Consider the following 12,811-nt stretch of genomic DNA (forward strand, 5'->3'; position numbering starts at 1 on the left):
GTCTTAGCCGCGTTTGCGCTCGTGTTGCCACAGCACGTCGCTGCCGCCGCCGAAGCGGTTCAACACCCGCGACAGCACAAACATCAAGTCCGATAAACGGTTCACATACTGGCGCGGATGCTCGTGGATGGTCTCGGTCTTGCCCAGCGTGACGATGGCGCGTTCGGCGCGGCGGCACACGGTGCGGCACACGTGCGCCTGCGAGGCCGCGCGCGAGCCGGCCGGCAGGATGAATTCCGTCAGCGCCGGCAGGGTGGCGTTGTACTTGGCCAGCAGCGTGTCCAGGCGCTCGACGTGCGCTTCGGTGATCATCTGGTAGCCGGGGATGCACAACTCGCCGCCCAGGTCGAACAGGTCGTGCTGGATGGTGACCAGCTCTTCGCGCAGGTCGGCCGGCATGTCTTCGCACAGCAACAGGCCGATGTGGGAGTTCAGCTCGTCGACTTCGCCGATCGAGTGAATGCGCACGCTGTCCTTGTCGGTGCGGCTGCCGTCGCCAAGGCCGGTGGTGCCGCCGTCGCCCGTGCGGGTGGCGATTTTGGAAAGTCGATTGCCCATGCTGCTCCCTGAGTCGTGAAAAGTGTGAGGATGCGATTGTAGACTACGCGGCGGCCTTGTGCTCCACAAGCTGCTGCCCCCAGTCGTACAGCGTTTGCAGCACGGGCCACAGGCTGGCGCCGAGCCCGGTCAGCGAATATTCGATGTGCAGCGGCTTTTCCGCGATTACTGCGCGGTGGACGATGCCATCGGCCTCCAGTTCGCGCAGCTGCTGCGTCAGCATCTTTTGGCTGACCGGCGGAATGCCGCGCTGAAGTTCGCCAAAACGCATGGCGCGCGTTCCCAGCATGTGCAGGATGATCGGCTTCCATTTGCCGCCGACGATATTGATCGCCGCCACCAGCGGGCAGTCGACCGGGTTTTCGATATGCCATTGCCGCATGCTCATGGCGCTCCTTTGCAGATCCGTTTCAAAACACCGACAGGCACCAAAAAGTGCGTACTTGTGGCGGCCGCGTTCAGCCTTGAGAATGTGATCATAGACTGTTTTCATGGAGCTGTATCGATGGCTGCACCGCATATCGTCCGCATCGTCCGCATCGCCATTCTGCCTTTCGGCATGGTCAACTGCCACCTGATCATCGGCACCGGCGGTTGCGTGCTGGTCGACGCTGGCTTGCCCGGCTCGGAGGGCAAGATCGCCCGCGTGCTCAAGCGCCACGGCCTGGGCTTTGCCGACATCCGCCTGATCGTCGTCACCCATGCCCACGTCGACCACGCCGGCAGCGCGGCGCGCCTGCGCGAGCTGACCGGCGCACCGGTGCTGGCGCATCGCGGCGATCTTGCCTACTACCGCCAGCTGCTGCCGATGACCTTTTGCAGCACCGGGTGGTTCGGCCGCCTGTTTCTCAAGACCGGGCTGATACGCCAGCCCTATGTGCCGTTCACGCCGGATATCCTGATGGGCGACGACCAGCCTGTTCCGCTGTCGCAGTACGGCGTGGAAGGCGTGGCGCGCCATACGCCCGGCCATACCGCCGGATCGGTGTCGATCGAGCTGGCGGGCGGCGGAGTGCTGGTGGGCGACCTGATCGCGTCCGGCATCCTGCTGGGAGGCCTGGTGCGCACCGGGCACGCGATCCGTCCGCCGTTCGAGGATGATCCGCAGGCCACGGCGGCGGCCTTGCAGCAGCTGGTCGATGCCGGCATGCAGACCTTCTACATGGGGCACGGCGGCCCGTTGCCGGCCGCCGAAGTACGCGCGCACGCCGGCAGGTTGAGGAGCTTGGACTGCCATCATCCCGGCGATAGTTGCGTAAAGTAGTCAAACATTCCACAGCGGCGGGCGTTTGTGCTTACAATCGATATCTGATCTCGTGCTCCCAGGTGCCCGCCCCATGAACACTGCCACTCCCGATCCGGCCGTATTGGCCGTTATCGCCGCCCGCCGCGCGCAGGTCGCCGCGGCCTTGCTGCAGCTGCTGCCGGCGCGCGCCATCCTGTCCGAGCCGGAAGATACCCGGCCCTACGAATGCGACGGCCTGGCCGCCTACCGCCAACTGCCGATGATCGTCGTGCTGCCCGACAGCGAGGCGCAGATCGTCGCCGTGCTGCAGGTGTGCCGCGAGCTGAAGGTGCCGATCGTGCCGCGCGGCGCCGGCACCGGCCTGTCCGGCGGCGCCATGCCGATCGCCGACGGCGTGGTGCTGTCGACCGCGCGCCTGAACCGCATCGTGCGCATGGACGCCTATTCGCGGACCGCCGTGGTGCAGCCGGGCGTGCGCAACCTGGCGATCTCGGAGGCGGCGGCGCCGCATGGCCTGTACTACGCGCCAGATCCATCGTCGCAGATCGCCTGCACCATCGGCGGCAACGTGGCGGAGAATTCCGGCGGCGTGCACTGCCTCAAATACGGCCTGACCGTGCACAACGTGCTGCGCGTGCGCATGGTGACGATAGACGGCGACCTGGTGGAACTGGGCGGCGAGGCGCTCGATGCGCCGGGCCTGGACCTGCTGTCGGTGTTCATCGGCTCCGAGGGCATGCTGGGCATCGTCACCGAGGTGACGGTCAAGCTGGTGCCCAAGCCGGCCACCGCGCGCGTGATCATGGCGTCGTTCAACGAGGTGACGGCCGGCTGCAACGCGGTGGCGGCGCTGATCGCGGCCGGCATCATCCCGGCCGGGCTGGAGATGATGGACCAGACCTCGTCGCGCATGGTCGAACCGTTCGTCAAGGCCGGCTACGATACCGAGGCCGCCGCCATCCTGCTGTGCGAGGCCGACGGCACCATCGAGGAAGTGGAAGAGGAAATCGCCCGCATGTCGGCGGTGCTGAACACGGCCGGCGCCAGCGCCATCGCGGTGTCGCAGTCGGAGGCGGAGCGGCTGAAGTTCTGGTCCGGCCGCAAGAACGCGTTTCCGGCGGCGGGCCGCATCTCGCCGGACTACTACTGCATGGACGGCACCATCCCGCGCAAGCGCCTGGGCCAGGTGCTGGAAGGGATCGCGCAGATGGAAACCAAATACGGCCTGCGCTGCGCCAACGTGTTCCATGCCGGCGACGGCAACCTGCATCCGCTGATCCTGTTCAACGCCAACATCCCCGATGAATTCGAGCGTGCCGAAGCCTTCGGCGCCGAGATCCTGGCGCTGTGCGTGGAAGTGGGCGGCACCATCACCGGCGAGCATGGCGTCGGCATAGAGAAGATCAATTCGATGTGCGCGCAGTTTGCGCCGGCCGAGCTGGATGCCTTCTTCTCGGTCAAGCGCGCCTTCGACACGGCCGGCCTGCTCAATCCAGACAAGGCCATCCCCACGCTGAACCGCTGCGCCGAATTCGGCAAGATGCGCGTCAGCGGCGGCATGCTGCCGTTTTCCCATCTGCCGCGCTTTTAAACGGAGCGACATGACCACCGAATCGTATTCCCACATCGCCGCACAGTTCAGCGAGCGCATACGTGTCGCCACGGAGGCCGGCACGCCGCTGCGCCTGCGCGGCGGCGGCAGCAAGGACTGGTACGGCCAGGCGCCGCAGGGCGAGCTGCTCGACACGCGCGCCTACACCGGCATCGTCTCCTACGAGCCGACCGAATTGGTCATCACCGCGCGCTGCGGCACGCCGCTGGCGGAGATCGAAGCTTTGCTGGCGCAGCACCAGCAGATGCTGGCTTTCGAGCCGCCGCGCTACGGCGCCGCATCGACCGTCGGCGGCGTGGTGGCCAGCGCCTTGTCCGGCCCGCGCCGCGCCACTGCGGGTGCGGTGCGCGATTTCGTGCTCGGCGCGGTGCTGATGGACGGCCATGGCGAGGCGCTGCGCTTCGGCGGCCAGGTGATGAAGAACGTGGCGGGCTACGACGTATCGCGCCTGCTGGCCGGCTCCTTGGGCACGCTGGGCCTGATACTGGAGGTGTCGCTCAAGGTGCTGCCGGTGCCGCTGCGCGAAGCCAGCCTGCGCTTCGAGATGAGCGAGATCGACGCGCTGCGCCACCTGAACGAATGGGCTGGCCAGCCGCTGCCGATATCGGCCAGCTGCTGGCACCAGGGCGTGCTGTCGCTGCGGCTGTCCGGCGCCGAGGCGGCGGTGGAGGCGGCGCAGCGCAAGCTGGGCGGCGTTCCGCTGGACGACGACGCGGCATTCTGGACTGCGCTGCGCGACCAGACGCACGGCTACTTCGAGGACGGCGGCAGCTTGTGGCGGCTGTCGGTGCCGCCAGCGGCCAGCGCCATCATCCTGCGTGGCGAGCAGCTGACCGAGTGGGGCGGGGCGCAGCGCTGGCTCAAGGTGGATGCCACCGACGCCGAACAGGCGGCCGGCATACGCCGCACCGCGGCGGCGGCGGGCGGCCACGCGACGCTGTTCCGGGGCGCGGACAAGAGCGTCGGCGTGTTCCATCCGCTGGCGCCGGCCGTGGCGAAGATCCACGAGCGGTTGAAACAGTCCTTCGATCCGGCGGGGATCTTCAATCCCGGCCGCATGTACCAGTGAACTAGCGAACCCTATGCAAACCAACCTGGCTGACTTCATCAAGAACACCCGCGAAGGCGAAGAGGCCGAAGCCATCCTGCGCGCCTGCGTCCACTGCGGCTTCTGTACCGCCACCTGCCCGACCTACCAGCTGCTGGGCGACGAGCTCGATGGCCCGCGCGGCCGCATCTACCTGATCAAGCAGGTGCTGGAAGGCGCGCCGGTGACGGTCAAGACGCAGACCCACCTGGACCGCTGCCTGACCTGCCGCAACTGCGAGACCACCTGTCCATCCGGCGTCAAGTACGGCCGCCTGATCGACATCGGCCGCAAGGTGGTGGAGGAGCGCGTCGAGCGGCCCTTCATCGAGCGCATGAAGCGGCTGGTGCTGAAGGAAGCCTTGCCGCGCAAGGCGGTCTTCACTGCGGCATTACGCGCGGGGCAGCTGTTCCGGCCGTTGCTGTCGCCCGCCATGCAGGACAAGATCCCGGCGCTGCAAAGCGCCGGCGTGTGGCCGTCGCGCGCGCATGCGCGCAAGATGCTGGTGCTGGAAGGCTGCGCGCAGCCGGCGATGGCGCCCAACATCAACGCCGCCACAGCCCGTGTGCTCGATGCGCTGGGCGTGCAGTTGATCGTCGCGCCCAAGGCCGGCTGCTGCGGCGCGGTGCGCCATCACCTGAACGACCAGCAGGCGGCGCTGGACGACATGCGCCGCAACGTCGACGCCTGGTGGCCGCAGGTGCAGGACGGCGCAGTCGAGGCCATCGTGATGACCGCCTCCGGCTGCGGCGTCACCGTCAAGGAGTACGGCCACCTGCTGGCGCACGACAGCGCCTACGCCGCCAAGGCGCAGCGCATCTCGGCGCTGACGCGCGACCTGAGCGAAGTGATGCCGGAATTCGAGGAAGAACTGAAGCGCCGCGCCAGCGTCAGCGAGCGGGTGGCCTACCATCCGCCGTGCACGCTGCAGCACGGCCAGCAGATACGCGGCAAGGTGGAGGGTGTGCTGTGCGCGGCCGGCGTCGATGTCGTGCTGTGCGCGGACAGCCATCTGTGCTGCGGCTCGGCCGGCACCTACTCGCTGCTGCAGTCGGAGCTGTCGCTGCAACTGCGCGACCGCAAGCTGGCCAACCTGGCCGATACCGGCGCCACCACCATCGTCTCCGCCAACGTCGGCTGCACCGCCCACCTGCAGTCGGGCACGGATACGCCGGTCCGGCACTGGATCGAACTGATCGACTCAGCCCTGCACAAATAGCGGCATCTGCGCGGTGCCGCCGGCCGGCTCGGCGTGCAGGCTGAGGATGGGCGGCAGCTGCGCGGCCGCCTGCCACACGGCCGCCGTGTCGAAACTGGCGACCCAGGGCAGCACCTCGTCGGCCGGCATCGGCCGGGCGATGCCGTAGCCTTGCACCAGGTCGCAGCCCAGGCGCATCAGCACGGCGCCGTGTTCCATGGTTTCCACGCCCTCGGCGATCACGCCCAGGCCGAAGGACTTGGCCAGGCCGATGACGGCGCTGACCAGGTGCAGGTCGTCGCGGTCCACCAGCATATTGCGCACGAAGCTCTGGTCGATCTTCAGCATGTCCGCCGGCAGCCGCTTCAGGTAGGACATCGACGAATAACCGGTGCCGAAATCGTCCAGCGCGAAGCTGATGCCCAGCGCCTGGCAATCGAGCATGATGCTGCGCACGTGGGCGATGTCGCTCAAGGCCGACGACTCCAGTATCTCCAGCTCCAGCATATGCGGCGGCACGTCCGGGAACTCGGCCAGGATGGCGGTCAGCCGCTCGACGAAATCGGCGCGCTGGAAATGGCGGGCGGCGATGTTCACGCTGATGACCCAGCGCGCGTCGAAGGCGCGCCAGTCCTGCAACTGGCGCAAGGCCTCGCGCAGCACCCATTCGCCGATATCGACGATGACGTCGCTGTGTTCGACGATGGGCAGGAAGTCGCCCGGCCCGACCACGCCGCGCAGCGGATGCTCCCAGCGCAGCAGCGCTTCCATGCCGACGATGCGGGCCTTGCGCATGTCCAGCTTCGGTTGATAGTACAGCCGCAGTTCGCCGTCGAGCAGGGCGGCGCGCACTTCGGTGCGGCGGTTGTGGTGGGTGCGCACCTGCTCGTCCAGGTCGGCGTCGAAGAAGTGATAGCGGTTGCGGCCCGTGATCTTGGCCTGGTACAGCGCCTGGTCGGCGTGGCGCAACAGGCTGTCGGCGCTGATCTCGCTGCCGGTGTAGACCGCCACGCCGACGCTGGCCGACATGCCGACCGCTTCGCCGTCGCACAGGTATTCGCGCGACAGCGCCGCCATCAAGCGGTCCAGCGCCTGCTCGACGGCGGCGCGGTTGTCCATCTCCGGCAGCAGCAGCACGAATTCGTCGCCGCCCAGGCGCGCCACGTAATGGCGCTGGCCGGCAAAGTCGTGCAGGCGGCTGGCGGCCTGCTTGAGGATCTCGTCGCCGATGTCCTGGCCCAGCGTCTGGTTCACGTGCTGGAAGTGATCGAGGTCGAACAGGCAGACGGCCAGCAGGTAGTCCTGTTCGCGCGCGCGGATGACTTCCTGCTCGAAGCGGGTGGCCAGCGCCGAGCGGTTGGGCAGGCCGGTCAGGATGTCGTGGTTGCTCTGCCAGGAGATCTGCTGCATCAACTGGCGGCGCTCGGTCACGTCGCGGAACACCAGCACCGAGCCTTGGACTTCGTTGCGCGCGGAGCGGATCGCGTTGGCGGTGTATTCGACGGTAATGATATCGCCCATGCGGTTGCGCAGGCTCTGGTTGCCGACCTTGATGACTTCGCCGCCGGCGTAGATCGCCGCCATGGACTTGAGCAGCGAATGCTGGCCGAAATTATTCGCCAGCACGAACACCTGGTGCAGCTCCATGCCGCGCGCGCGCGCCTCGGGCCAGCCGGTGAGCTGCTGGGCGACGTCGTTGATGGTGGCGATCCTGCCGCTTAAATCGGTGGTGATGACGGCGTCGCCGATGGAGGCCAGCGTGACTTCGATGCGTTCCTTCTCCACTTGCAGCAGCGCCTGCGCTTCCAGCGTCTGCGCCAGTTGGTCGCTCAGTTCGTTCTGGCTTTGCTGCAGCTTGTGCACCAGCGCCTGCACGCGCTGCGCCATGTTGTTGAAGGTGACCGCCAGCATGCGCGCCTCCAGCGTGCCGCCGATGGGCAGGCGCACGCTGTGGTCGCCGTTCTGGAAACGGGTGGTGGTGTCGGTCACGCGTTTGAGCATGCGCTGGTTGGCGAAGATGATGATGCCCAGCAGCGTGTAGATGATGGTGATGTTGATCAGCGAGATCGCCGCCTGCTGGCGCAACGTGCGCCACACCTGCGCCAGCGGCAGCGTCGGCTCGAAGCCCAGCACCAGGCTGGCGCCGCCGATGTAGATGGTGCGGTTGATCGGTTCCAGCCCGTGCAGGCCGCGGAACCAGGCCGGGTAGTCCGCCGGCGGCGGCGTGCCGCGCAGCGCTTCCAGGTGGCCGCCGGCGTAGTCCAGCCGCGCCGAGACCAGGTCGGCCTCCAGCAACAGGGCGCTGGACAGCGTGTTGTCGAGGGCGGCGCGGTCCGGCGTGGACAGCGCGGGCAGCAGGGCTTTGTGCAGATAGACGCCCAGGTCGCCCGCGTCCTTCTGGTAGCGGGCGTTGGCATACGCGCTTTCCGACTGAAACAATAGGGTGTATCGCACGCCGATCACAATGGCGATGATGATGAAGATGGGGATGAACAGCCGGGAGTACATCCCCATCCGCATCCAGCGCGACAGTAGTTTTCCAAACAACGACATAGGCGGCGGATTCGATAATTGGAAATGACCAGAAGCCATTATTACCGAAAAGTTAACCGGAAGCACGTTTTTTGGAAAACGTTTTCACTCTTTTTACAATTTGTTGTGAAGCGTGGCTTGCGGGTGCTTATTCCGCCAGCAGTTTAGTGATATCGGCGACAAGATCTTCCGGCTTGGTGGCGGGAGCGTAGCGGTTGTAGACCGTGCCGTCCTTGCGGATCAGGAACTTGGTGAAGTTCCATTTGATGGCCTCGGTGCCGAGGATGCCGGGGGCGTCTTTCTTCAGTTTAGTAAACAGCGGGTGGGCGTGCTCGCCGTTGACGTCGATCTTGGCGAACAGCGGGAAGGTGACGCCGTAGTTCTTTTCGCAGAAGGCGCCGATCTCCTCGGCCTGGCCCGGCTCCTGCGCACCGAACTGGTTGCACGGGAAGCCCAGCACCACCACGCCCTGGTCCTTGAACTGCTGGTAGACGTGCTCCAGGCCCTTGTATTGTGGCGTGAAGCCGCACTTGCTGGCGGTGTTGACGATCAGCAGCACCTGGCCTTGGTATTGGTCCAGCTTGACGGGGGCGCCGGACAGCTTGTCGGCGCTGATGTCGTAAATTGTATTCAAAAGGTTTTCCTTAGACGAGGCCCAGATGTTCGGTTCCGGCCGACAGATCCCGGTTCTTGGCGGCCTTGCCTTCGAGCTTGATGGCCAGCCGCAGGTCGTTGACGGAGTCGGCGTTGCGCAGCGCGTCTTCGTAGCTAATGATATCCGCTTCGTGCAGATCGAACAGCGACTGGTCGAAGGTCTGCATGCCGAGCTCGCGCGACTTCTTCATCAGCTCCTTGATTTCGTGGACTTCGCCCTTGAAGATCAGGTCCGAGATCAGCGGCGAGTTGAGCATGATTTCGATCGCCACCGCGCGGCCCTTGGACTCCTTGCGCGGGATCAGGCGCTGCGAGATCATGCCCTTCAGGTTCAGCGACAGGTCCATCAGCAGCTGCTGGCGGCGTTCCTCGGGGAAGAAGTTGATGATGCGGTCGAGCGCCTGGTTGGCGCTGTTGGCGTGCAGGGTGGCCAGGCACAGGTGGCCAGTCTCGGCGAAGGCGATCGCGTGGTCCATGGTTTCGCGGTCGCGGATCTCGCCGATCTGGATCACGTCCGGCGCCTGGCGCAGCGTGTTCTTCAGCGCGATGGCCCAGTCCTCGGTGTCGACGCCCACCTCGCGCTGGGTCATGATGCAGTTCTTGTGCGGGTGGACGTACTCGACCGGGTCTTCGATGGTGATGATGTGGCCGTAGCTGTTCTCGTTGCGGTAGCCGACCATCGCCGCCAGCGTGGTCGACTTGCCGGAGCCGGTGGCGCCGACCATGATGACCAGGCCGCGCTTGGACATGACGACGTCCTTGAGCACCTCGGGCAGGCCGAGGTCTTCCAGTTTGGGGATTTCGCTGGTGATGGTCCGCAGCACCATGCCGACCGAGCTCATCTGCACAAACGCCGACACCCGGTAGCGGCCCAGGTCGCCAGGGCTGATGGCGAAGTTGGCTTCCTTGGTCAGTTCGAACGAGGCGGTCTGCTTGTCGTTCATGATGGAGCGCGCCAGGTCCATGGTGTGGGCGGACGTGAGCACCTGCGACGACACCGGCGTCATCTTGCCGTCGATCTTGATGGCGGGCGGGAAGCCGGCCGTGATAAACAGATCCGAGCCCTTCTTGCTGGTCATCAACCGCAGCAGGTCGAACATGAATTTGGAGGCCTGGTCGCGTTCCATGATGTTTCCTTTCGTTGGGGGTCAAGTCTGACATTCGGACACGGCCTCGGCCGTAGCTGCGCTTACGGCCGAGGCCGTGTCCGAATGTCAGACTTGACCCCCTGTTTTTAGCCGGGGAAGTTGTCCGGCGTCTTGGCGGCGCTGCGGGCGGCGGCGGCGCTGATGACGTTGCGCCGCACCAGGTCCGTCAGGTTCTGGTCCAGGGTCTGCATGCCGACGTTGCTGCCGGTCTGGATCGCCGAGTACATCTGCGCGATCTTGGCTTCGCGGATCAGGTTGCGGATCGCCGGCGTCGCCACCATGATCTCGTGCGCCGCCACGCGGCCGTTGCCGTCCTTGGTCTTCAACAGCGTCTGCGAGATCACCGCCTGCAGCGATTCGGACAGCATCGCCCGCACCATTTCCTTTTCATCGGCGGGGAATACGTCGACGATACGGTCGATGGTCTTGGCCGCCGACGAGGTGTGCAGGGTGCCGAACACCAGGTGGCCGGTCTCGGCCGCCGACAGCGCCAAACGGATGGTCTCCAGGTCGCGCAGCTCGCCGACCAGGATGCAGTCCGGATCCTCCCGCAGCGCCGAACGCAGCGCGTTGTTGAACGACAGCGTGTGCGGCCCCACTTCGCGCTGGTTGATCAGGCATTTCTTCGATTCGTGCACGAACTCGATCGGGTCTTCGATCGTCAGGATGTGGCCGTATTCGTTTTCGTTGAGGTGGTTGACCATCGCCGCCAGCGTGGTCGACTTGCCGGAACCGGTCGGCCCCGTTACCAGCACCAGCCCGCGCGGCTTGAGCGCGAACTCGGCGAAGATCTTCGGCGCGTTCAGCTCTTCCAGGCTGAGGATCTTGGACGGAATCGTCCGCAGCACCGCCGAGGCGCCCCGTTCCTGGTTGTAGGCGTTGACGCGGAAACGCGCCAGGCCGGGTATCGCGAACGAAAAGTCGCATTCCAGCATCTCTTCGTAGGCCTTGCGCTGGCCATCGTTCATGATGTCATAGATCATGCCGTGCACGTCCTTGTGCTCCAGCGGCGGCAGGTTGATGCGGCGCACGTCGCCGTGCACCCGTATCATCGGCGGCAGCCCGGCCGACAGGTGCAGGTCCGAGGCCTTGTTCTTGACGGAGAATGCGAGAAGTTCGGAGATGTCCATTTATAATCCCTGTGCCTGACGTTGGTGTGGTGCTGTTCCGGCCGGTTGCTTTCACCTTAACCGTTGTTTCTAACGATTTTTACTCGATGATTATGTCCCTGATCCCCCAGAACTTGCAAGCAATCACCTCGACAATTGTTGCCGCAGCCCAAGATGTTGGCCGTGCGCCGCAATCGGTGCAGCTGCTGGCCGTCTCCAAGACCTTCGGGCCGGACGCGGTGCTGGAGGCGGTGCAGGCCGGCCAGCGCGCCTTCGGCGAAAACTACCTGCAAGAGGCGCTGGACAAGATCGCCGCGCTGAAGACGGCCGGCGCGCCCACGCTGGAGTGGCATTTCATCGGCCCGATCCAGAGCAACAAGACCCGCCCCATCGCCGAGCACTTCGATTGGGTGCACACGGTCGAGCGCGAGAAGATCGCGCAGCGGCTGTCCGAGCAGCGGCCGGCCGGCATGGCGCCGCTGCAAATCTGTTTGCAGGTGAATATCAGCGGGGAAGCCAGCAAGAGCGGCGTGGCCCCGGCGGAATTGGCGCAGCTGGCCCACAAGGTCGCGGCGCTGCCGAATCTGACGTTGCGCGGCCTGATGGCGATCCCCGAGCCGGCCGAAGACTTTGCGCGGCAGCGGGCGGCGTTCGCCCAGCTGCGTGTGCTGTACCAGCAGCTGCGCGCCGACGGCCTGGCGCTCGACACGCTGTCGATGGGCATGTCGGCCGACCTGCGCGCCGCGATCGCCGAAGGCGCGACCATCGTGCGCGTCGGCAGCGCCATTTTTGGTTCACGAAACTACCACAAGGCTTGATGATGAAAATAGCATTTATCGGCGGCGGCAACATGGCCTCCGCCCTGATCGCGGGACTGGCCAACAAGCTCACCGCCGGCGCCAACATCCACGTGGCCGATCCCAACGCCGAGGCGCTGGCACGCCTGCGCGAGCAGTTCGGCGTGACCACGGCCGGCGGCGCCGATGCCGCCGTCTCGGCGGCGGACGTGATCGTGCTGGCGATCAAACCGCAAAGCATGCGCGAAGTGGCGGCCCAGCTGCTGCCGCTGATCGACCAAGGCAGGCAGCCGGTGATCGTCTCGATCGCCGCCGGCATCCGCATCGTCGACCTGTCGCGCTGGCTGGGCGGCTACGGCGCCATCGTGCGCTGCATGCCGAACACGCCGGCGCTGATCGGCATGGGCATCACCGGCATGGCGGCGACGGCCGGCGTGACGGCGGCGCAGAAGCAGGCGGCCGACGATATCCTGCGCGCCGTCGGCCCGACCGTGTGGCTGGACGACGAGTCGCAGATCGATGCGGTGACGGCGGTGTCGGGCAGCGGCCCGGCCTATGTGTTCTACTTCATCGAGGCGATGCAGCAGGCCGCCGTGGACATGGGCCTGAGCGCGGAGCAGGGCAAGCAGCTGGCGCTGGCCACCTTCGCCGGCGCTTCGCAGCTGGCGGTGCAGTCGAACGAGCCGGTGTCGCTGCTGCGCGAGCGCGTGACGTCGAAAGGCGGCACCACCTACGCGGCGCTGACCAGCATGGAAGACAACGGCGTGAAGGCGGCGATCGTCAAGGCGATGAAAGCGGCCCAGCAGCGCGGCAAGGAAATGGGCGACGAGCTGGGTTCTTCCAACTAGGACGAAAGGCTGCGTGATGACC

At 65.9% G+C, this 12,811-nt stretch carries 12 protein-coding genes; 6 read left to right on the forward strand and 6 right to left on the reverse strand.

The features are described from left to right. Nucleotides 1-3: 3 nt before the first annotated feature. Nucleotides 4-558, reverse strand: a complete 555-nt coding sequence (locus tag AC1RMD_RS11220) for a cob(I)yrinic acid a,c-diamide adenosyltransferase (RefSeq protein WP_020704961.1) — start codon at nt 556-558, stop codon at nt 4-6. 43 nt (nt 559-601) lie between these two features. Continuing rightward, nucleotides 602-1,051 carry a winged helix-turn-helix transcriptional regulator gene (locus AC1RMD_RS11225; protein WP_492926610.1) on the reverse strand — a complete coding sequence of 150 codons (450 nt, stop codon included), beginning with the start codon at nt 1,049-1,051 and terminating at the stop codon, nt 602-604. Between the two features lie 12 nt (nt 1,052-1,063). On the opposite strand from AC1RMD_RS11225, the gene AC1RMD_RS11230 reads away from it, so the two are divergent. The 4 genes from AC1RMD_RS11230 (at nt 1,064) to glcF (ending at nt 5,722) form a co-directional block, all read left to right on the forward strand. Then, a complete protein-coding gene (locus AC1RMD_RS11230; protein WP_492926612.1) occupies nt 1,064-1,822 on the forward strand; it encodes an MBL fold metallo-hydrolase in 759 nt (252 codons plus the stop codon). 73 nt (nt 1,823-1,895) lie between these two features. Then, the gene (locus tag AC1RMD_RS11235) at nt 1,896-3,395 is read left to right on the forward strand and encodes an FAD-linked oxidase C-terminal domain-containing protein (RefSeq protein WP_492926614.1); all 1,500 of its coding nucleotides are present in this window, start codon (nt 1,896-1,898) and stop codon (nt 3,393-3,395) included. A gap of 10 nt (nt 3,396-3,405) precedes the next feature. Beyond that, on the forward strand, nt 3,406-4,485 hold the full coding sequence (glcE, locus tag AC1RMD_RS11240) for a glycolate oxidase subunit GlcE (protein WP_492926616.1): 1,080 nt from the start codon (nt 3,406-3,408) through the stop codon (nt 4,483-4,485). A gap of 13 nt (nt 4,486-4,498) precedes the next feature. After that, complete coding sequence (glcF, locus tag AC1RMD_RS11245; protein ID WP_492926618.1) at nt 4,499-5,722, forward strand: glycolate oxidase subunit GlcF; 1,224 nt, start codon at nt 4,499-4,501, stop codon at nt 5,720-5,722. On the opposite strand, the gene AC1RMD_RS11250 is transcribed toward glcF, so the two are convergent. From AC1RMD_RS11250 to AC1RMD_RS11265, 4 genes are all read right to left on the reverse strand, one after another. Next, complete coding sequence (locus tag AC1RMD_RS11250; protein ID WP_492926620.1) at nt 5,705-8,254, reverse strand: EAL domain-containing protein; 2,550 nt, start codon at nt 8,252-8,254, stop codon at nt 5,705-5,707. The two genes, glcF and AC1RMD_RS11250, sit on opposite strands and share 18 nt — an antisense overlap. A gap of 127 nt (nt 8,255-8,381) precedes the next feature. Next, nucleotides 8,382-8,867 carry a glutathione peroxidase gene (locus AC1RMD_RS11255; protein WP_492926622.1) on the reverse strand — a complete coding sequence of 162 codons (486 nt, stop codon included), beginning with the start codon at nt 8,865-8,867 and terminating at the stop codon, nt 8,382-8,384. Nucleotides 8,868-8,877: 10 nt separating this feature from the next. Beyond that, entirely contained in the window at nt 8,878-10,014 is a 1,137-nt protein-coding gene (locus AC1RMD_RS11260) for a PilT/PilU family type 4a pilus ATPase (RefSeq protein WP_492926624.1), read from the reverse strand. A gap of 107 nt (nt 10,015-10,121) precedes the next feature. Further along, nucleotides 10,122-11,165 carry a type IV pilus twitching motility protein PilT gene (locus AC1RMD_RS11265; protein WP_020704971.1) on the reverse strand — a complete coding sequence of 348 codons (1,044 nt, stop codon included), beginning with the start codon at nt 11,163-11,165 and terminating at the stop codon, nt 10,122-10,124. A 92-nt stretch (nt 11,166-11,257) separates the two neighbouring features. On the opposite strand from AC1RMD_RS11265, the gene AC1RMD_RS11270 reads away from it, so the two are divergent. Together AC1RMD_RS11270 and proC are read left to right on the forward strand one after the other, a co-directional pair. Continuing rightward, entirely contained in the window at nt 11,258-11,962 is a 705-nt protein-coding gene (locus AC1RMD_RS11270; protein WP_492926626.1) for a YggS family pyridoxal phosphate-dependent enzyme, read from the forward strand. Nucleotides 11,963-11,964: 2 nt separating this feature from the next. Next, nucleotides 11,965-12,789, forward strand: coding sequence for a pyrroline-5-carboxylate reductase (proC, locus tag AC1RMD_RS11275; protein WP_492926959.1), 825 nt, complete (start codon nt 11,965-11,967; stop codon nt 12,787-12,789). Nucleotides 12,790-12,811: the final 22 nt, after the last annotated feature.

It is taken from the genome of Duganella sp. GW822-FHT06D06, assembly GCF_058799615.1.